Source organism: Baekduia sp. (assembly GCF_035318805.1).
Taxonomy (GTDB): Bacteria; Actinomycetota; Thermoleophilia; order Solirubrobacterales; family Solirubrobacteraceae; genus Baekduia.
Genome location: NZ_DATHDY010000010.1, coordinates 116,054 through 136,127, shown reverse-complemented (window position 1 = coordinate 136,127; position 20,074 = coordinate 116,054). Strand labels below are relative to the sequence as shown.

Here is a 20,074-nt window from a genome sequence, read left to right as displayed (position 1 = left end):
CGCAGCGTGCCGACCGGCCGGCTAGCCACGAGGCAAGGGCGGGCAAAAGGTTGGCAAAGGCTGCGAGCCGGGCGTGCCGTCGGTCCGCGCGAGGACCGAACTGCGCGGTTCGACAATGATCACAGTCTGACATCGAACAGCGGCACTGCGCACATTCCACCGCGGCCTTTTCGGTCGCTAGGCCAGTTGACAAGGACCCGGTCTCACCAAGCCTTGACTATGGAGCCAGTTGCGTGTTTAACCGTGGTGTTGTTGGGTGCGTTGCTCCCAACCGCGGGATCGCGGGCTCTGTCGCAGGGCGCGCGACCTCGCCGCCTGTCCACAATCAATTGGTTGCGCGCATATGCGCGTCAGTCAGGAGGGTGTATCAATGTTCATTCGCAAGCCGGTGCTTCTTGCGGCGCTGGCCGCACTTGGGGCGATCGGGGTGGGCGCGAACTCGGCCTCGGCGAGCGTGTACGCGCACGGTGGGAACAGCACCGGCAACCTGCTCTCGACAGGCAATACGCTCGGCACGTCGACCCTGTCCGGCAACGCTGTTCTCACCACGAGCGCGGGCACCGTCACGTGCACGACCTCGGCATTCTCGGGCACCCTGACCAGCGCCAACCCGGCCACGAACCTGTCGGGGACGCTCCAGAACCTGTCGTTCGGGAGCCCGTCGACGTCGGCCTGCAGTGACAGCATCCCGTTCATCAACGTGCATGACTGCGCGTTCTACTCGGATGCCAACAACTCGGCGTCCTTCTCGACCAACACGACGGGCACCGTCCTCAACACGACCGTCACGGTCAAGTGCGCGTTGAGCACCGGCGGCAACTGCTACTTCCGGGCGAGCGCTGTCCCCGGCACCCTGAGCTACTCGCCCGCGTCCGGCACCACGACGTCCAACTCGCTGTCGTACAGCAGCGTCGCCGTGTCGCAGGCCGCGTCGCCTTCGAGCAGCTTCGGCTGCTCGAGCAGCGGCACGTTCAGCGCCACCTACACGTCGATCCGGGCGACGTCCGGGACGTACAACGGACAGCTGATCGCCTTCAACACCACGGCGTAGCGGTCGCAGTCGCTCGTCTGACCAGGGATCCGCGGCGGGTCGGCTTCGCTCGAAGCCGGCCCGTCCGCGCCGTCTGCCACCGGGTGGCGCGGGGTCGATGGTCGCCGCGCGTACCGCCGCTTGACATCAGAACCATTGGTGTGTTTTAGTCGTCCGAAGCGTGGCGGGCGCCGCGTCCAGTCTGGTTTCCGGGGCCCGGGCCCGGCGATATCGGAAGGTAGGTCATGGTCCAACGATTCCGGTCCCTGCGACGCATTCGCACGAGTGGAACCTCAGTACTCGGCGTCACGGCTGCGCTGTCGGCGGGAATGCTCAGCCTAGCCTGGGTCCCGGCGGCATCCGCCGCCCAGACGTCCAACGGGCGCGGGTACGAGCTGGTCAACGGTCCGGACATCAACGTGTCCGAGATCCCGCGCGTCCCGACCGCGACGGACGACGGTGGTGCCGTGGCGTTCCTGACCTTTGCCACGAGCGACGAGGTCTCCGGCGCGGTCGTGGCGTCGACCGAGGTCGCGCGCCGGACGACCGGCGGATGGCAGCGCACGGACGGCACGATTCCCGTCGTCCGCGGCCCGCAGACCCTCGGCATCAACTGGCCGGCGGCGTTCTCGCGCGATCTCAGCCGCGAAGTGCAGCACAGCGGCGGCCCCAGCGACCCCGACGACCTGGACGGCGACTTCGACGACCTGTACGCGTTCGACGTCGGTTCCCAGGCGTACCGCTGGCTGTCGAAGCCCGACGTGCTGCCTGATCGCGCGCCCACCGCCGCCACGTTCGTCGGCGCGTCGCACGACTTGCAGCGCGTGACGTTCGAGGTGCACTTCGGCCCCATCCTGTCGGGCGCCCCCAACGACGCGCTGTACGTCAACGACGCGACCGGGACCCGCCTCGTGTCCGTCCTGCCCGACGGCACGCCGGCGGCCAACCCGACCAGCGCCGCGTACCCGTGGCAGCGAGGGCTCAACGACAATGTGTTCCTCGGCACCCGCGTCGCGCATGGCGGGCGCCACAGCGTGTCCGACGACGGTCGCCGCGCGTTCTTCTACGACAGCCAGAGCTTCCCGGCGCCGATCTACCTGCGCGACGACGACCACACGGTGCCGATCTCCGCGTCGCAACGGACCGGCGACGTGGGGACGATGCACGCCGCCTCGTTCATCGCCGCGAGCCACGACGGCTCGGTCGCCCTGTTCGAGAGCCCCGATCAGCTGACCGACGCCGCACCGGCGGGCGGAGGGATCTACCGGTACGACATCGACGCGGGATCGCTCACGCTGCTCGTCGCCGCCAACGATCCCGGCGGGCTGCAGCTCGGCAGCGCGATCGCGTCCGACGACCTGTCGCACCTCTACTTCGTCTCGCCGGTCGCGTTCACCGCAGATGCCCAGGCCGGGCAGCCCAACGTCTACGTCTTCTCAGGTGGAACGCCGACGTTCGTGGCGACCGTCGGCTTCGGCGAGACCGTCGCGCGGGTCTCGCGCACCGGCCGGTACGCGGTGCTGCGCACGACCTCGTCGTTGGGAGGCGCGCCGAACAACGGCCATACCGCGCTCTATGCGTACGACGCGGAGACGGGGTCGCTCGTGTGCGCCTCGTGCCGCCCGGACGGAGTGGGCTCTGAGGGCGACGCCAACCTCGACGACCAGCTTCCCGGTCTGCTCCAGCCGGCGTTCACGGCGACGCGCAACATCACGGACGACGGCGTGCTGTTCTTCGCCTCGAAGGACCGGATCGTCCGCGACGACCTCGGCCCGGCGGCCGACATCTACGAGTTCGACCACGGCACGACGACGCTGCTGACCTCGGGGCGCAGCGATGCGGACGCCTTCATGGCCGACAACGGCGACGACGGTCGCGACGTGTTCTTCACCACGCGCGACCGGTTGACGTCATCCGACGGCGACGGCGGCCTGCTCGATCTCTATGACGCTCGTCGCGGTGGCGGCTTTCCCGAGCCGCCGTCATCGAAGCCGGGCTGCACCGATGACGGTTGCCAGGGCCCGGTGCCGGCGCGCCCGGTGCTGCCGGGCATCCGCAGCTCGTCGCCTTCAGGGCAGGGCAACGCCGAGCGGCCGGTGGTGCCGCCGAAGATGACGATCAAGCTGACCGCGCTGACGGCCAGGAGCCGCGCTCAGCTCGCGCGGACCGGACGGGCGACGCTGGCCGTCCGCGTCAGCGGCGGCGGCAAGGTGTCGGTGAGCGTCCGCGGGGCGGTGGGCGGTCGCACGGTGACCCTGGCGTCGGCCAGCCGCACGGTCCGCACGACGAAGGCGACGACCGTGCACCTGCGGCTGACGCTGACGCGCAGCGCGAAGACCGCGCTCGCCCGGCACCGTCGCCTGAAGGTGACGATCGAGGCGCGGCTCGCAGGCGTCGCCAACGTCCAGAAGTCGACCCTCACGCTCGTCGCGGCGCAGCGATGACCACCATCGTCACCACCAGGAGTGCAACGAAGATGATGAACATCGCCCATCACGACGGTGGTCGCCGGCTCCTGCTGGCGAGCGCGCTCGCCGTCGCCCTCGTGCTGCTCCTGACCCCGGGGGCGGCCCGCGCGGACTATGGACTGAGTCATTTCAGCGCGACGTTCCAGGACGCGAGCGGCGCGCCGGTCACCCAGGCCGGGGCGCACGCCGACCTCGTCACCGACATGGTGTTCAACACGGCGCCCGACCCGGTCTCCTCGCCGAGGATGTCGCCGGACGAGCAGGTCAAGGACGTGCGGGTGGACCTCCCGACCGGGTTCTACGGGAACCCGAAGGCGATCGCCACGTGCACTCCGGCGCAGCTGGTCGCGACCCAGGCCTACTGCGCCCCTGACGCCCAGGTGGGGCTCCTCCGGCTCCAGCTCCAGCCCGACAGCTCGGATCCCTCCAGCTTCTTCACGGTGCCCGTCTACAACATGGTGGCCGCCGACGGCGAGCCCGCTGCGCTGGCGGCGTTCGTCATCGGGCCGCTGGTCAAGATCTCGATCGCGGTGCGCAGCGACAGCGACTACGGCCTCCAGGCCACGCTGTCGAACCTGAACCAGGGTCTGCCGGTCTATGCGACGAGGCTGACCCTCTGGGGCACCCCATCGGATCCGGCACACGACCCCGATCGGATGTCGACCGCCGGCGCGCCCAACACGCCCAGCGGGGGCGAACAGCGCCCGTTCCTGACGATGCCGGCGCGCTGCGAGCCGGTCACCACGACCGTCACGACGCGCTCCTGGCAGAACCGGGACCGCTGGGTCACGGCCCGGTCGACGTCGCCGACGCTGACGGGCTGCGACCGGCTCAGGTTCCAGCCCGAGATCACGATGCGCCCGGTGGTGACCCAGGCCGACAAGCCGTCCGGCTACGACGTCGACGTCGCGGTGCCGCAGCCGGAGTCGATCGCCTCGCTCGGCACGCCGCAGCTGCGCAGGGCGGTCATGACGCTGCCGGAAGGTGTGGCGATCTCGCCGGCATCCGCGGCGGGGCTCGAGGCATGCTCGGACGCGCAGCTCGCGTTGGGAACTCGCAACGAGCCGACGTGCCCTGACGCGTCGAAGGTGGGGACGGTGTCCATCACGACCCCGCTGCTTGCCGAGCCCCTGCAGGGGGACATCGTCGTCGGCTCGCCGACACCGGAGCACCTGTTCAGGATCTTCATCGTCGCCCGCGGGAGCGGCATCGTTGTGAAGCTCCCCGGCATCGTCGAGCCCGACGAGCGGACCGGTCAGCTCACCACGGTGTTCGACGACGCGCCGCAGCTGCCGTTCAGCCGCCTCCATCTGCATTTCAAGGGCGGAGATCGGGCGCCGCTAGCCAACCCGCAGAGCTGCGGCACCAAGTCGACGGCCACGCAGTTGACGGCGTGGGACGGCTCGACCGCCACGCCTGGCGATGCGTTCGCCATCAGCGGGTGCACGGGCGGGTTCGCTCCGGCGTTCGAGGCAGGCACGTTGAGCGCGGGCCCCGGCCAGTTCACGCCGTTCGCGATGACGCTCCGTCGCGACGACGGCGATCAGGACCTGTCGGCGATCGACATGGCGTTGCCGTCCGGCCTGCTCGGGTTCCTCGCCGGGGTGCCGAGGTGCGATGAGCTCCCGGCCTCCGCGGGCTTCTGCGATCCCGCAACCCAGATCGGCACGACGACCGTCGAATCGGGCTCCGGCGGCCAACCGCTGGCGCTTGCCGGCAAGGTGTTCCTCGCCGGCCCGTACAAGAGCGCGCCCTACAGCCTCTCGATCGTCGTCCGCGCCGTCGCCGGTCCGTACGACCTCGGGACGGTCGTGGTTCGGGTCGCGCTGCGGATCGACCCCGTGGACGCGCACGTCACGGCCGTCAGCGATCCGCTTCCGACGATTGTGAAGGGCGTGCCGCTGCGGCTGCGCACGGTCAATGTGACGCTCGATCGGGACCGCTTCATGCGGACGCCGACGAACTGCACGCCGTCGACGATCACGGCGAACCTGCACTCGGTCTCGGGCGCGTTGGTCAGCCCCGCCAGCACGTTTCAGGTGGCCAACTGCGCGGCGCTCTCGTTCGCGCCGAAGCTCAGCCTGGCGCTCGGCGGCAGGGGGCAGACGACGGACGGCAAGCACCCGGCGCTCTCCGCATCGGTGACCCAGGGGGCCGGGCAGGCGAACCTGCAGAAGATGACCGCCGAGCTGCCGCTCGCGCTCGCGCTCGACCCCGACAACGCCCAGTCGGACCGCCTCTGCACGTTCGAGGCCGGGGCGAAGACGATCCCCGACTGCCCGGCGCGCTCGATCGTCGGCACGGCCACGGCGGTCACGCCGGTCCTCGACCAGCCGCTGTCCGGGCCGGTCTACTTCATCAAGAACATCCGCGTCGACCCAAAGACCGGTCGTCCGATCAGGACGCTGCCGACGCTGGCCATCGTGCTCCAGGGCGGTGGCGTGCAGCTCGTGCTGCGCGCGACGACGGCGGTGGTCGACGGCAAGCTCGTCACCACCTTCGGCAAGATCCCCGACACGCCGGTGCGCAGCTTCACGCTGAACCTCAACGGCGGCAAGGAGGGCATTCTGGTGATCACCGGCGCCGGCGTGTGCAACGCCACCCAGCTCGCCGACCTGACCATGGACGCTCAGAATGGGAGGGTCGTCGCCGACGACGTCACCATCGCGACGTCGGCCTGTCCGCTCAAGGTCATCAGCAAGACGGTCGGAGCCAAGAGCGTCACCGTCAAGATCGGCGGTCTCGGCGCCGGCAAGGTCACCGTTTCGGGCAAGGGCATCAAGACGACCACGCGGACGCTCACCTCCTCGACGGTCGCGACGGTCGTCGCGAAGCGGACGGGCCGGGCGCGTCCGACGAGCGTCAGGGCGTCGTTCATCCCGAAGGGCGCGAAGAGGGCCAAGGCCGTGACAGCCTCGCTGCTCTCCGGCAGCGGGAGCAGGTAGCTCAGCGATACGTTCTGACGGATGTCGCCCCAGCACGCCGACCCTGCCGTTCGCCGCGCGACGTCGTCGGACGCTGGAGCGATCGGGCGGCTACTTCACGACTTCAACACGGAGTTCGGTGAGCCCAGCCCCGGACAGGAGCGGCTCGCCGAGCGCATCCGCGAGCTCTTCGCCGCGGGCGACACGGCGGTGCTCCTCGGCGGGGCCGGCCCGGACGGCGTCGCCGTCCTGCGCTTCCGTCCGTCCATCTGGAGCCAGGCGCTCGAGTGCTATGTGGCGGAGCTCTACGTCGTCCCCGGGCGGCGCGGGCAGGGTCTCGGCCGAGCACTGATGGAGACGGCGATCGACGTCGCCCGCCAGACGGGAGCCGACCACATCGATCTCGGCACCAGTGAGGACGACGTCGCGGCGCGAGCGCTCTACGAGAGCCTCGGCTTCACCAACCGCGAGGGTCATGCCGACGGCCCCCTCAGCTTCGTCTACGAGCGCGAGATCTGAGCGCCCCCAGGGCGGCAGGATCGCGAGCGGCCCACGGCGACGGACTCGCTTGACAGCGGTAACAGACAACGATTACAGTGGGCATCCGTGACGACGATCGCCGATGTTGCCCGGCTCGCCGGAGTGTCCACCGCGTCAGTCTCCCGGTACCTCGCCGGCCACCGCGTGCGCGAGCACGTGGCCATCGAGCAAGCCTGCAACGAGCTGCGCTACCGCCCCAATGCCATGGCCCGCAGCCTCCGCTCGGGCCGGACACGGTCGATCGGCGTCGTCGTACCGGACATCACCAACCCGTACTACGCCGCCGTGGTCAAGGGCATCCAGGACGTCACGCTCGACGGGCCCTACCACGTGTTCCTGTCCGGTACGGACGAGAGCGCCGAGCGGCAGCACGACGTCCTCGTCGAGCTTGCCGGCCGCGCGGACGGCCTCATCCTGATTCCCGCGACCGAGCAGTCCGAGCCCTCCCGAGAACTGCAGCAGTCGCGCATCCCGGTCGTGCTCGTCGACCGCGAGGCGGAGGACGTCCACGCCTTCGACAGCGTCGTGGTCGACAACGCGGGTGGGGCCAGGCTGGCGGCCGAGCACCTGCTGGAGCTCGGTCACGAGCGCATCGCGATGATCGGCGGTCCGCTCAACACCACCCCCGGCCGCGAGCGCCACGCCGGCTTCGTCGACGCGCTCGCCGACGCCGGGATCGTGATGGATCCCGCCCACGACGAGGAAGGCCGGTTCAAGACGGAGGGCGGCTACCAGGCGGCACTCCGCCTGCTCGGCGCGCGCCCCGGCCCGACGGCCATCTTCTCGGCGAACAACCTCATGACGATCGGTGTTCTGCGGGCGGTGAACGAGCTGGGCATCCGGGTGCCCGACGAGGTGTCGCTGATCGCCTTCGACGATCTCGACCTGGGTGCGCTGCTGACGCCGCCGCTCACCTGCATCTCGCGACCCACGGAAGCCCAGGGCGCCCTGGCGATGCGCCTGTTGCTCCGGCGCCTGGAGGAGCCCGACGACGGCGCGCCGCGGGAGGCGACCCGGATCGTGATGGACGTCTCGCTGACCGTCCGCGGGTCGTGCGCGCCCGTCTCCGCGCCGGCCGGAAAGCGCCGGCGATGAGCAGGCAGGAGACGACGATGGGCGGTGAGGCGGCGCGTAGCCCACGCATCGTCGTCGTGGGATCGTCGATGATCGACCTGGTCGCGTATGCCGACCCTCTGCCGGCGGCGGGTGAGACCGTCATGGGCTCGCGCTTCCAGCAGGGGTTCGGCGGCAAGGGGGCCAACCAGGCCGTGACGGCCCGCCGGCTGGGTGCCGACGTCACCTTCGTCGGGCGTGTCGGGCAGGACACGTTCGGCCCGATGACGCTCGAGAACCTCCGTGCGGAGGGCATCGACACGAGCACGGTCAAGGTCGTCGAGGGCCACAGCACCGGCGTCGCCCCGATCTGGGTGCAAGCCGACGGCACCAACCGGATCATCGTCGTCCCGGGCGCCAACCAGGCGCTGACGGCGGCCGACGTGCGCAGCGAGATCGCCGACCTTCCTGCGGCGGACGTGGTCGTGTGCCAGCTGGAGATCGCCGAGGAGGCGGTCGCCGAGGCGCTGCGCATCGGACGCTCCTGGGGCGCCGTCACCATCCTCAACCCCGCGCCGGCCCGGGCTTCGGCGATCGAGCTGTTCTCGCTGGCGGACTGGGTCGTGCCCAACGAGACGGAGTTCGCCCTGCTGTGGGGCACCGAGGCCACCGACGACGAGGTGCGTCGCGCCTCGCGGGAGTGGGGCTGCGGTCTGATCGTCACGCTCGGCGAGCGCGGCGCGATCGCCTTGGTCGACGGCGCGATGGTGCGGCGCGAGCCGCCGGCGGTCGACGTCGTCGACACCACCGGGGCGGGGGACGCGTTCGTCGGCGGGCTGAGCTTCGCGCTGGCCTCGGGCCTCGACGTCGGCGCAGCGCTCGAGTTGGGCAACCTGTGCGGCGCGCTGAGCGCGACCGCGCTCGGAACGCAGACGTCGTTCCCCACCCGCGAAGCCGTCGAAGCGCACAGACCGGCCGCGACCGGATGACCCGCCGGCTGCCCCGGGTCGACCGCGTGGGGGTCGACGAGCGTGCCGCGATGCTCGGCCGCCGCTCGATCAAGGGCGAGGCCAAGCAGCAGGGCATTCGCCTCGCGGTCTCGATGATCGATCTCACGACGCTGGAGGGAAGCGACACGCCCGGCAAGGTCCGGGCGATCGCCGCCAAGGCGATGGCTCCGGCGCCCGGGCATCCCGACGTCCCCGCCTGCGCCGCGGTGTGCGTGTACCCCGAGTTGGTCGGCGCGGCGCGGGCGGCGGTGGCCGGCAGCGACGTTCGCGTCGCCTCCGTCGCCACGGGATTCCCCGCCGGTCAGACGCCGCTCGACACCCGCCTCGACGAAGCCCGCCAGGCCGTCGCGCTCGGCGCCGACGAGGTCGACATGGTCATCTCACGCCGGGCGTATCTCACGGGCGACGACGCTCGCGTCGTCGACGAGATCGAGCAGATCAAGGACGCCTGCGGCGCGGCGCACCTCAAGGTCATCCTCGAGACCGCCGAGCTCGGGTCCTACGACCACGTGCGTCACGCATCCATGCTCGCCATGGACGCCGGCGCCGACTTCATCAAGACGTCGACCGGCAAGGCGAGCGCCGGGGCGACTCCGGGCGTGGTGCTCGTCATGCTCGAGGCGATCCGCGACCACGTCGATCGGACCGGACGCGTCGTCGGCATGAAGCCGGCGGGTGGGGTCAGCACCAGCAAGCAGGCGCTCCACCAACTGGTGCTCGTTCGCGAGACGCTCGGCACCGCATGGCTGACGCCGGAGCGCTTCCGCCTCGGCGCGTCGTCACTGCTCAACGACCTGCTCTTGCAATACGCCAAGGCAACGACCGGCCGCTACGGCCGGCCCGAAGACTTCTCGAAGGAGTAGCCGGATGAGCGCCGATCAAGCGAGCGCGGCAGCGACCGCCGCGCCGTCGTCCTGGGACTACGCTCCTGCGCCCGAGTCGACCGACCACGTGCGGCTCGCCGACTCCTATGGCCTGTTCATCGACGGCGAGTTCACCGCGCCGCGGGACGGAGCGCGGGTCGCGACCGTCAACCCTGCGCTGGAGGAGCCGTTGGCCGACGTCGCGGTCGCGGGACCGGCCGACATCGATCGCGCGGTCGAGTCCGCGCGCGCGGCCCAGGGGAGATGGGCGCGGTTGGCTCCGGTCGAGCGCTCGAAGTTCCTGTATCGCATCGCGCGGCTGATCCAGGAGCGCACGCGCGAGCTGGCCGTCGTCGAGACGATGGACGGCGGCAAGCCCATCAAGGAGTCGCGGGACATCGACGTGCCGCTCGCCGCTGCGCACTTCTTCTACTACGCCGGCTGGGCCGACAAGCTGCCGTACGCGTTCTCCGGCCGCGACACGCGTCCGCACGGCGTGGCCGCGCAGATCGTGCCGTGGAACTTCCCACTGCTGATGGCCGCGTGGAAGCTCGCACCGGCGCTCGCCTGCGGCAACGTCGCGATCCTCAAGCCCGCCCCGACGACGCCGCTCACGGCGCTCCTGCTCGCGGAGATCTGCCAGGAAGCGGAGCTTCCGCCGGGCGTCGTCTCCGTCCTCCCGGGCGACGGCGCGGCCGGTGCGTCGCTCGTCCGCCATCCGGGCATCGACAAGGTCGCCTTCACGGGGTCGACCGCCGTCGGCCGGGGGATCCAGGCCGAGCTCGCCGGTCGACAGCGCCCGCTCACGCTGGAGCTCGGCGGCAAGTCCGCCAACATCGTCTTCGAGGACGCGGCGCTCGACCAGGCGGTCGAGGGCATCGTCAACGGCATCTTCTTCAACCAGGGTCACGTGTGCTGCGCCGGCTCCCGGCTGTTCGTCCAGGAGAGCGTGGCCGACGTCGTCGTCGAGAAGCTCTGGAGGCGGATGAGCCTCCTCAACGTCGGCGACCCGCTCGACAAGAACACCGACGTGGGGGCGATCAACTCCGCCGCCCAGCTGGCGCGCATCGAGACCCTCGTCGAGGCGGGCGAGACGGCGGGAGCCCAGCGCCGCTCGATCGAGTGCGAGTTGCCCTCCCGCGGGTTCTGGTTCCCTCCGACGTTGTTCACCGGCGTCTCCCCGGCCCACCGCGTGGCGGTCGACGAGATCTTCGGCCCCGTCCTCTCGGTGTTGACGTTCCGCACCCAGGAAGAGGCGATCGAGAAGGCCAACGACTCCCTGTACGGACTGGCCGCGGGCATCTGGACCGACAAGGGCTCCAAGGCCTTCGAGGTCGCCGCTGCGCTGCAGGCCGGCGTCGTCTGGCAGAACACCTACAACCGCTTCGACCCGACCGCCGCCTTCGGCGGCTTCAAGGAGAGCGGGTTCGGGCGCGAGGGTGGGGCCGCCGGCCTGCGTCCCTACGTGTCGGTGACGTGAGCATGCGACTCGACGTCGACAAGACCTACAAGCTGTACATCGGAGGTTCGTTCGTGCGCTCCGAGTCAGGCCGCCGCGATCCGGTCGCCGACCACGCTGGCGACCACGTGGCGAACGTCCCGCGCGCCTCCCGTAAGGACGTCCGCGACGCCGTGCGGATCGCGCGCAAGGCGCTTCCAGGCTGGAGGCAGCGCACGGCGTACAACCGGGCCCAGATCCTGTACCGGCTCGCCGAGGCGATCGAATCGCGCCGCGACGGCTTCGTCGCACAGGCGGTCCGGGATCGCCGGATCAGCACGCGACAGGCGCGCGCCGAGCTGGCGCTCGCCGTCGACACGGTCGTGTACTACGCCGGGTGGTGCGACAAGCTGGCCGGCGTCCTCGGCGGCATCAATCCGGTGGCCGCGCCGTACCTCTCCTTCTCGGTGCCCGAGCCGACCGGCGTCGTGGCCGTCGTGGCGCCGCCGGAGCCGGGGCTGCTCGGCCTGCTGACCGAGCTCGTGCCGGTCCTGGCCGCGGGCAACGTGGCCGTCGTCGGCCTGTCCGAGCGCTGGCCCTTGACCGGCCTCGACCTGGCCGAGGCGATCGGCGTGTCGGACGTTCCGGCGGGGGTCGTCGGCCTGCTCAGCGGCCGGACCGCCGAGATCGCCCCGGCGCTGGCCGCGCATCGCGACGTCGACGCGCTCGTGGACGCCGGGCAGGACGAGGCGCTCGGCGGCGAGCTCGGGCGCCTGGCTTCGGCGTCCGTGACCCGCGTCTCGCGGCCGCCGCTGGGCGACTACCGCGAGGACGCCTACCGGCTGGGCCTCGGACGGCTCGAGGCAGTGATCGAGATGAAGACCGCCTGGCACCCCGTGGGGGCGTAGGTCGCGGCCTCGACGGTGGGCCCTTGACACGCTGGCGGGCCTCATGTGTAATCGATGTCAGTAAGCGATCAGCGCAGGGCCGATGAGCAGCGAGACGTGCAGAAGGGCGAGTGCCACTGCCGTGCCCTTCCTGCCGGATCCCTGCAACCGACCCATAGGACTTTCCGATGACGCCCCGCAACATCCTGCTCGCAGGCGAGACCTGGATCAGCCACAAGATCGACACGAAGGGCTTCTCCGCCTACTCGGTCGGCTCCTACGGCGAAGGGCAGACGGAGTTCGTCGCGGCGCTCGAAGCCGCCGGCCACACCGTGACCCACATCCCGAACCACGCCGCGGTCGAGGAGTTCCCGTGGGACGTCGAGGCGACGTCGGCGTATGACGTCGTGATCCTCAGCGACATCTCGGCCGACACCCTGCAGATCCATCCCGACGGCTTCGATCGCGGGCAGCGCGTCCCCGATCGCCTCCGGATGCTCGGGGAGTACGTGCACGGCGGTGGCGGCCTGCTCATGGTCGGCGGCTACATGTCGTTCTCCGGCCTGGAAGGCAAGGCGCACTACGAGATGACGCCGCTGGCCGACGTGCTGCCGGTCGGCCTGCTGGGCCGCGACGACCGCGTCGAGACACCCGCAGGGGTGGTCCCCACGGTCGAGATCGACCACGAGGTGCTCGCGGGGATCGACGGCGAATGGCCCTGGTTCCTCGGCTACAACCGCCTGCTGCCCAAGGACGGCGGCAACGTGCTCATGACGATCGCCGGAGATCCGTTCCTGGTCGTCGGCGAGCACGGGAAGGGCCGGGTCGGCGCCTTCGCATCCGACTGCTCGCCGCACTGGGGGACGCCGGAGTTCCTCGCGTGGGAGCACTACGGCCGCCTCTGGGGCCAGCTGCTGAGCTGGCTCGGGGCCAGCTGATGAGCCGGCTCGGCGGAGGGACCCTGGAGGCGGCGCGGCCGTGATCGCCACGCAGGCCTGCCGAGTCCCACCGGGTCGGTGGCAAGCCGATCCGGTCGCCGCAATTCTGTAATCGATTTCAACCACTGGACAGATCGTCATGGACGCTGAGAACGCAGGCCCGAAGCGCGTAACTCGCTACGACTGGGAACCGTCGTACGTCGGGATCCAGACCTTCCTGAAGCTCCCGTTGAGCCTCACGCCGGCCGATCTGGTGGCCGGGGGCATCGACATCGCCATCGGGGGGATCCCCTGGGACGGGACGAACACCGCGCGCGCCGGAACGCATCTCGGCCCGCAGGGGATCAGGCGGTGCGACAACGCCTGGTCGCCGCCGCTGAACCGCCCGTCGCAGATGGTCCGCGTCGATCCGTTCGACCACCTGACGATGACCGACTACGGCGACGCCGACGTGGTGCCGGGCAACCCTGCGCTCACCCAGAAGAACATCGAGCGCTTCGTGGGCGAGATCCTGGGCGCGGGCGCGATGCCGGTCCTCCTGGGCGGCGATCACTGGATCACCTGGCCCAACGTCAAGGCGGTCGCCGAGCACTACGGCGCCGGGAACGTCGCGGTGATCCACTTCGACGCGCACACCGACACCGCACCCGTGCCCGACGACGGGGGAGTCGGCAACCACGGCACGGCGATCCGCCAGCTCGTCGAGAGCGGCACCGTGAAGGGTGAGGACTTCATCCAGATCGGCATTCGCGGCAACTGGCCGGATCCGAGCGTCACGGCGTGGATGGAGGACCAGGGCATGAAGACGCACTACATGGCCGAGATCCTGGCCCGGGGCTTCGACACCGTGCTCGACGACGCGATCGCCGAGGCCAAGGCGTCATCGGCCGAGCACGTCTTCCTCACCCTCGACATCGACGCCGTCGACCCGGCCTTCGCGCCGGCGACCGGCTCGCCGGAGCCCGGCGGGCTGACAAGCCTGGAGATCATGCGCGCGGTCCGGCGGATCACGCACGAGGTCGGCATCGTCGGCATGGACGTCGTCGAGGTCAGCCCGCCCTACGACGTCGGCAACAACATCACCGCGCTCCTGGCGCATCGCTGCGTCCTCGAAGCGCTGACCGGAACGGCCATGCGCCGCGCCGGTATCCAGGAGTCCAGCTACCTCGATCCACGCGCGGCGGGTGGCCCCGGCGCGCCCGCCGCCTAAGTCGCCCAATCCCCCCGGCACCAGGAGCTCCTCGAATGACGAAGACACAGAACATCCTCGGCCTCACGGTCGCCATCGGCGCCCTGGCGGTCGCGGGGTGCGGCGGCGGCTCGAGCCCCGGCGGCACCGGAGGCGGCACCACCGGTCCCGGCGCCACCGGGGGCAGCGGTGGCGGCGCCAACAAGCCGGCGTCCGACACCACACTGAACCTCGGCTACTACGAGGACATCCAGAGCCCCGATCCCGACATCCAGTACGACATCCCGGGGCTCGAGATCGTCAACAACGTCTACGAGGGGCTCGTCAAGTACGGGACCGGCACGAGCACCAAGATCGAGCCGTGGCTCGCCACCAGCTGGACCATCTCGAGCAACAAGAAGGTCTACACCTTCAAGTTGCGCAAGGGGGTGCTCTTCCACGACGGCACCACGTTCGACGCCGCGGCTGCCAAGGCGAGCTTCGAGCGTCGCATCGCGCTCAAGCAGGGCACCTACTACCAGGTCCAGGCGATCAAGTCGATCGCCACGCCCGACTCGTCGACGCTGAAGATCACGCTCAAGGCCCCGACGTCGGCGTTCATGGACTACCTCGCCTCGCCCTACAGCGTGAAGATGATCAGCCCGACGGCGATCAAGGCGCACGCCAAGGGCACGGACCGTGGGCAGGCGTGGCTGGGAAAGCACGACGCGGGCACGGGCGCGTACACCCTCACGCAGTTCACGCTCGGCCAGCAGTACGCGGCCAAGGCGTGGGACAAGTGGTGGGGACAGGCGCCGTACTACAAGAAGATCGTGTTCAAGTTGGTGCCGGACTCGGGCAGCCAGGTCCTGCAGCTCAAGGGCGGCGACCTCGACATCCTGCATCAGCAGCCGATCACGACCGTCGACCAGTTCAAGAGCACGAAGGGGTTCCAGACCAAGGTGTTCCCCGTCTTCCTGAAGACGTGGATCCACGTGAACCCGAACCGGCCGCCGTTCAACGTCCCGGCGGTCCGTGAGGTCCTCGGCCAGGCGATCAACCGCGACGTGATCACGAAGACGTTCTTCGGCGCCTACGGCACGACGTCGACGCAGATGTACCCGAAGTACATGCTGGCGCCCAGCCTCGCGCCGGACGCGCAGCCGCTCGATCCGTCGAAGCTCAAGGCAGCGGTGGCCAAGCTGCCGTCGTCAGACCGCAAGGTCGATCTGATCTACCTCTCCGGCCACGGCGCCGACATCCAGCGGGTCTCGGAGGAGGTCGGCAACGAGCTGCGCCAGGCGGGACTCGACGTCAACGTGCACGAGGTCCCGGTCGCGACGCTGTTCGCCTACCCGTCCAAGGACCCGAAGGCCGCGCCCAACCTGTTCATCGGCAGTGAGAACCCGGACTCGGCGAACCCCGACACCTGGGGCCGGCCGTACATGTACAAGGGTGCCGGGCTGAACTACCTGGGCGGAGCCGTCCCCGCGGCCGACGCGAAGATGGACGCCGGCCTTGCCGAGACCGATCCGGCCAAGGCGACCGACGACTATGTGCAGGCCGGCACGATCCTCCACGACTCCGGCGACTACGTCACCGTCGCCGACCCGATGGACACGTTCATCGCGCGGACCGGGATCACCGGCTTCACGCATCAGCTGAGCTGCGTGACCTGCCTCGTCCTCTCGGATCTGAAGGCCGGTCAGTAGTTGATCGGGTCGGTCACCGGCGCCCCTCCGCGCCGCCCGGCGTGGATGGGCGGCGGATCGCGGGCCGGCCGGCGGCGGCGAGCGGGGAGCACCCCGCTCGCCGACAAGGTGATCCTGATCGGAGCGGCGCTGCTCGTCGCGGTGCTGCTCGTCCTGCCGCCGCTGCTGCCCCACGGGCCGCTCGACCTGGCGGGGCTTCCGCTCACGCCGCCGGGCAGCGCGCACCTGCTGGGCACCGACGAGCAGGGGCACGAGCTGCTGACGCGGATCGCCTACGGCATGCGCAACTCGCTGCTCTCGGCGTTCGTGATCATCCTCTCGGGCGTCGCGATCGGCGGCGTCATCGGGCTCGTCGCAGGAATGGCCGGCGGTTGGGTCGACGCCGTGCTGATGCGCCTCACCGACCTGTTCCTCGCGCTGCCCGGGCCGTTGCTGGTCCTCGCCGTCGTGGCCGCGCTGGGACCGAGCCTCCAGCACACGCTCGTCGGCGTCGCGGTGGTCTGGTGGCCCTGGTACGCCCGCGTCACCCGTGGGCAGGTCCGCGCGACCGCGCGGCAACCTCACGTCGAGGCCGCGCGCCTGGCCGGCCTGAGCCGCCTGCGCATCGCGTTCCGCCACGTCCTCCCGGGCTCGCTGAGCCCGATCGTGGTCACGGCGTCGCTCGACATCGGCAACGTCGTCCTCCTGCTCGCCGCGCTGTCGTTCCTGGGTCTCGGGTCGTCGGACACGACGCCGGAGCTGGGCGCCATGAGCGCCCGCGGCCTCACCTACCTGTTCTCGAGCTGGTGGGTGGCGGTGTTGCCGGCCGTCGGCGTCTTCGTGGTGGCCTTCGTGGGCAACTTCGCCGGTGACGCCGTTCGGGATCTGGTGGAGCGCTGATGGGCCGCTTCGTCCTCGGACGGCTGGTCTCGCTGGTCGTCGTCCTCGTCGCCCTGACGTTCGTCGTGTTCATCATCCAGTCGGCGGTCCCGAGCGATCCCGTCGCAGCGACGCTGGGCGGTGGCGCCAGCAAGCAGGTGATCGCGGAGAAGCGCCACGAGCTCGGCTACGACCGTCCGCTGTACGTGCAGTACGACCGCTTCCTCCAGCGGCTGTCGCACGCGGATCTCGGCGTCTCGCTGCGCACCCACGACAAGGTGCTGACCGACGTCGGGCGCTTCGCTCCGGCGACGATCGAGCTCGCGGTCGTCTCGCTGCTGTTCGTCACCATCTTCGCCTTCGTGCTCGGGCTGTGGTCGGCATCGCAGGGCCGAGGGTCCGGAGCGGTGCGCGTGCTCATGATCGGCGGCTCGTCCCTGCCGTCGTTCCTGGTCGCGATCCTGCTCGTGCTGCTGTTCTACTCGACGCTCCACTGGCTGCCCGCGTCCGGACGGACGAACGGGGGCACCGCGACGGGGTTCGTGCTCGTCAAGAGCGTGCTGCATCTGGATCCGTCGGCGTTCTGGGACGGCGTCCGGCACGTCCTGCTTCCCGCGATGGTCGTCGCGATCGGCCCCGGCGTCGCGATCGGTCGCGTGCTGCGCGGAGGGCTGCTGGAGGCGATGCGCCAGGACTACGCCCGCACCGCGCGGTCCAAGGGGCTGGCGGCGAGGACGGTGCTCGTGCGCCACGGCGTGCGCAACGCGCTGACGCCGACGCTGTCGATGGCGGGCCTGCAGGTCGGGCTGCTCCTGACCGGGGTGGTCGTGGTCGAGTCGGTGTTCGCGTGGCCCGGGCTGGGTCTCTATACGGCCGCGGCGCTGCAGCATTCGGACTTCCCCGCCATCGTCGGCGTGACGTTCGTGCTCGGCGCGGTCTACGTCGTGGTGAACGCCCTGGTCGATGTGCTGCAGGTCGTTGCCGATCCACGACTGAAGGATTCGTGATGAGTCGTTCCACCATGCGGCGGCCGGTCGCGCTGCCCGCCCGCGACGACGCGGCGCCGGTGGCGTCGGTGCGCGATCTGTCGGTGAGCTTCGGGACCGGCGAGGACGCCGTGCGCGCGCTGCGCGGGGTGTCGCTCGACATCCAGCCCGGTGAGGTGATCGCATTGGTCGGGGAGTCCGGGTCGGGCAAGAGCGTCCTGGGGTCCGCGATCCTCGGCCTCGTCACGGGCATGTCGGGCGTGCAGCTCGGCGGCAGCGTGGACGTGGCCGGCGTCGACATGCTCGGGGGCTCGGACCGCGTGCGTCGTGGCCTGCGCCGTCAGGTGCTCGGCGCGGTCTTCCAGGACCCGCTCACGTCGCTGAATCCGACGATGCGGATCGGCCACCAGCTGACCGAGCGCGGCATCAGCGAGGAGCACGCGATCCAGAACCTCGCCGACGCCGGGGTGCCGGAGCCGGAGAAGCGCCTGCGCCAGTTCCCCCACGAGCTGTCCGGCGGGCTGCGCCAGCGGGTGATGATCGCGATGGCGCTGGGCACTGCGGCCACGCGTATCCGGCCGGCCACGGCCGACGACGGCTCCCGCCTCCCGGCGACGATCGTCACCGACGAACGCGGCACGCCGCGACTGATCGTGGCGGACGAGCCGACGACCGCGCTGGACGTCAGCGTGCAGGCCCAGATCGTCCTGCTCTTCGATCGGCTGCGGCGCGAGCACGGCTGCGCGGTCCTTTTCGTCACGCACGATCTCGGTGTGGCCGCCTCGATCGCCGACCGCATCGCGGTGCTCTACGCCGGGCGGATGTGCGAGATCGGACCGGCCGCCGACGTGCTCCTGCGCCCGACCCACCCGTACACCCGCGCCCTCATGAGCGCGCGCGTGTCGGTCGACACCTCGCGTGACGAGCCCATCGTGGCGATCAAGGGCTCGCCGCCGGACCCGACGGCGCTGCCGCCGGGCTGCCCGTTCGCCCCGCGCTGCCCCAACGTGCGCGACGACTGCAGCGCGGCGCTGGTGGACCTGCGTCCGCGGCCCGCGGCGGACGGTCGCGGTGAGGCGGCGTGCCTGCACCCGCACACCGACGACGCGCTCGCCGAGAAGGCGGTCGTCTCGGAGCCGACGCCCCGGCGTCCGCTCGACCCGTCGGCGGAGCCGGCACTGATCCTGCGCGGCGTGAGCAAGACGTTCGAGACCCGCGGCGGACGGTTCGGGTTCGGCCACCAGTCCCTGCACGCGGTCAGCGACGTGAGCCTGACGGTCGGGGCGGGGCGGGTGCTCGCGCTGGTCGGCGAGAGCGGCTGCGGCAAGACCACCACCCTGCGCATGGCCTGCGGCCTCCTGCGGCCGGACGCGGGCGAGGTCGTGTGGAGCAAGGGCGCCGCGCGCCCCCAGCTCGTCTTCCAGGACGCCGGCAGCTCGCTGACGCCGTGGATGACCGTCGGGCAGCTGCTGGAAGAGCAGATAGGCCGCCGAGGCGTGCCGCGACGCGAGCGCAAGGCAGCGGCGCTGAACCTGCTGGAGCGCGTCGGGCTCGACGCACGGGCCGCCGGGGCAAAGCCGCGTCAGCTCTCCGGAGGCCAGCGCCAGCGCGCCGGCATCGCGCGGTCGCTGGCCGCCGAGCCGAGCCTGCTCATCTGCGACGAGCCGGTCAGCGCGCTCGACGCATCGCTGGCGATCCGCGTGCTCGACCTCCTCGAGGGTCTGCGCGACACGCTCGGAGTCGCCCTGCTCGTCGTCACGCACGACCTGGGCGTCGCGCGCCGGATCGCCGACGACGTCGCCGTCATGTACCGCGGCGAGATCGTCGAGCAGGGCCCGGTCGAGGAGCTGTTCACGCGACCCGCCCACCCGTACACCCAGGGCCTGCTGGCCGCCATCCCGAGCATCGAGCCGGGGCGACTGGCGCCGAGCCTGGCCGGTGAGCCGCCGAGCCCGCTCGGCGACGTGGCCGGATGCAGCTTCCACCCGCGCTGCCCGTACGCCCGGGACGCGTGCCTCGCCCAGGATCCACCGCTGGCCGAGGTCGGCCCCGAGCGGCGCAGCGCCTGCCTTTTCGCCGAGGACGTGCTCGACGGAACGGCGAGCGTGACGCGCGACTAGGCGGCCCGGGTGTAGGTGAGCCGCGAGTACGATCCTGGCGTGGATCTCTCGCACGTCTTCGATCTCGCTCGGTGGCGCT

General features: G+C 70.7%; 15 protein-coding genes. All 15 read left to right on the top strand.

Going from position 1 to position 20,074, the window contains the following annotated elements:
• Positions 1-370: 370 nt before the first annotated feature.
• The 15 genes from VK501_RS01625 to VK501_RS01555 all read left to right on the top strand — a co-directional run bounded on the left by VK501_RS01625 (position 371) and on the right by VK501_RS01555 (position 19,995).
• Positions 371-1,051, top strand: a complete 681-nt coding sequence (locus VK501_RS01625) for a hypothetical protein (RefSeq protein ID WP_324333962.1) — start codon at positions 371-373, stop codon at positions 1,049-1,051.
• A 308-nt stretch (positions 1,052-1,359) separates the two neighbouring features.
• Positions 1,360-3,474, top strand: a complete 2,115-nt coding sequence (locus tag VK501_RS01620) for a hypothetical protein (protein ID WP_324333960.1) — start codon at positions 1,360-1,362, stop codon at positions 3,472-3,474.
• Positions 3,471-6,443 carry a hypothetical protein gene (locus tag VK501_RS01615; protein WP_324333958.1) on the top strand — a complete coding sequence of 991 codons (2,973 nt, stop codon included), beginning with the start codon at positions 3,471-3,473 and terminating at the stop codon, positions 6,441-6,443. Before VK501_RS01620 ends, VK501_RS01615 begins: the two co-directional genes overlap by 4 nt.
• Before the next feature lie 21 nt (positions 6,444-6,464).
• The gene (locus tag VK501_RS01610) at positions 6,465-6,941 is read left to right on the top strand and encodes a GNAT family N-acetyltransferase (protein WP_324333956.1); all 477 of its coding nucleotides are present in this window, start codon (positions 6,465-6,467) and stop codon (positions 6,939-6,941) included.
• A gap of 87 nt (positions 6,942-7,028) precedes the next feature.
• Entirely contained in the window at positions 7,029-8,057 is a 1,029-nt protein-coding gene (locus VK501_RS01605) for a LacI family DNA-binding transcriptional regulator (protein ID WP_324333954.1), read from the top strand.
• A complete protein-coding gene (gene rbsK / locus VK501_RS01600) occupies positions 8,054-9,004 on the top strand; it encodes a ribokinase (protein WP_324333952.1) in 951 nt (316 codons plus the stop codon). Before VK501_RS01605 ends, rbsK begins: the two co-directional genes overlap by 4 nt.
• Positions 9,001-9,888 carry a deoxyribose-phosphate aldolase gene (deoC, locus tag VK501_RS01595; protein ID WP_324333951.1) on the top strand — a complete coding sequence of 296 codons (888 nt, stop codon included), beginning with the start codon at positions 9,001-9,003 and terminating at the stop codon, positions 9,886-9,888. Before rbsK ends, deoC begins: the two co-directional genes overlap by 4 nt.
• 4 nt (positions 9,889-9,892) lie before the next feature.
• Positions 9,893-11,368: an aldehyde dehydrogenase family protein gene (locus VK501_RS01590; RefSeq protein ID WP_324333949.1), complete on the top strand. Its 1,476-nt coding sequence runs from the start codon at positions 9,893-9,895 to the stop codon at positions 11,366-11,368.
• A 2-nt stretch (positions 11,369-11,370) separates the two neighbouring features.
• Positions 11,371-12,234, top strand: a complete 864-nt coding sequence (locus tag VK501_RS01585) for an aldehyde dehydrogenase family protein (protein WP_324334116.1) — start codon at positions 11,371-11,373, stop codon at positions 12,232-12,234.
• Between the two features lie 167 nt (positions 12,235-12,401).
• Positions 12,402-13,151: a glutamine amidotransferase gene (locus tag VK501_RS01580; RefSeq protein ID WP_324333947.1), complete on the top strand. Its 750-nt coding sequence runs from the start codon at positions 12,402-12,404 to the stop codon at positions 13,149-13,151.
• Between the two features lie 139 nt (positions 13,152-13,290).
• The gene (gene speB, locus VK501_RS01575; protein WP_324333945.1) at positions 13,291-14,361 is read left to right on the top strand and encodes an agmatinase; all 1,071 of its coding nucleotides are present in this window, start codon (positions 13,291-13,293) and stop codon (positions 14,359-14,361) included.
• A 35-nt stretch (positions 14,362-14,396) separates the two neighbouring features.
• Complete coding sequence (locus tag VK501_RS01570; RefSeq protein WP_324333943.1) at positions 14,397-16,031, top strand: ABC transporter substrate-binding protein; 1,635 nt, start codon at positions 14,397-14,399, stop codon at positions 16,029-16,031.
• Complete coding sequence (locus VK501_RS01565; protein WP_324333941.1) at positions 16,032-16,910, top strand: ABC transporter permease; 879 nt, start codon at positions 16,032-16,034, stop codon at positions 16,908-16,910. It abuts the gene before it with no gap.
• Positions 16,910-17,896 carry an ABC transporter permease gene (locus tag VK501_RS01560; RefSeq protein WP_324333939.1) on the top strand — a complete coding sequence of 329 codons (987 nt, stop codon included), beginning with the start codon at positions 16,910-16,912 and terminating at the stop codon, positions 17,894-17,896. Before VK501_RS01565 ends, VK501_RS01560 begins: the two co-directional genes overlap by 1 nt.
• On the top strand, positions 17,896-19,995 hold the full coding sequence (locus tag VK501_RS01555; RefSeq protein WP_324333937.1) for an ABC transporter ATP-binding protein: 2,100 nt from the start codon (positions 17,896-17,898) through the stop codon (positions 19,993-19,995). Before VK501_RS01560 ends, VK501_RS01555 begins: the two co-directional genes overlap by 1 nt.
• Positions 19,996-20,074 lie beyond the last annotated feature (79 nt).

What these genes read in the sequence shown, in the direction of transcription:
- VK501_RS01625 (WP_324333962.1), top strand. Translation starts at nt 371, where the DNA reads ATGTTCATTCGCAAGCCGGTGCTTCTTGCGGCGCTGGCCGCACTTGGG.
- VK501_RS01620 (WP_324333960.1), top strand. Translation starts at nt 1,360, where the DNA reads ATGCTCAGCCTAGCCTGGGTCCCGGCGGCATCCGCCGCCCAGACGTCC.
- VK501_RS01615 (WP_324333958.1), top strand. Translation starts at nt 3,471, where the DNA reads ATGACCACCATCGTCACCACCAGGAGTGCAACGAAGATGATGAACATC.
- VK501_RS01610 (WP_324333956.1), top strand. Translation starts at nt 6,465, where the DNA reads ATGTCGCCCCAGCACGCCGACCCTGCCGTTCGCCGCGCGACGTCGTCG.
- rbsK (WP_324333952.1), top strand. Translation starts at nt 8,054, where the DNA reads ATGAGCAGGCAGGAGACGACGATGGGCGGTGAGGCGGCGCGTAGCCCA.
- deoC (WP_324333951.1), top strand. Translation starts at nt 9,001, where the DNA reads ATGACCCGCCGGCTGCCCCGGGTCGACCGCGTGGGGGTCGACGAGCGT.
- VK501_RS01590 (WP_324333949.1), top strand. Translation starts at nt 9,893, where the DNA reads ATGAGCGCCGATCAAGCGAGCGCGGCAGCGACCGCCGCGCCGTCGTCC.
- VK501_RS01585 (WP_324334116.1), top strand. Translation starts at nt 11,371, where the DNA reads ATGCGACTCGACGTCGACAAGACCTACAAGCTGTACATCGGAGGTTCG.
- VK501_RS01580 (WP_324333947.1), top strand. Translation starts at nt 12,402, where the DNA reads ATGACGCCCCGCAACATCCTGCTCGCAGGCGAGACCTGGATCAGCCAC.
- speB (WP_324333945.1), top strand. Translation starts at nt 13,291, where the DNA reads ATGGACGCTGAGAACGCAGGCCCGAAGCGCGTAACTCGCTACGACTGG.
- VK501_RS01570 (WP_324333943.1), top strand. Translation starts at nt 14,397, where the DNA reads ATGACGAAGACACAGAACATCCTCGGCCTCACGGTCGCCATCGGCGCC.
- VK501_RS01560 (WP_324333939.1), top strand. Translation starts at nt 16,910, where the DNA reads ATGGGCCGCTTCGTCCTCGGACGGCTGGTCTCGCTGGTCGTCGTCCTC.
- VK501_RS01555 (WP_324333937.1), top strand. Translation starts at nt 17,896, where the DNA reads ATGAGTCGTTCCACCATGCGGCGGCCGGTCGCGCTGCCCGCCCGCGAC.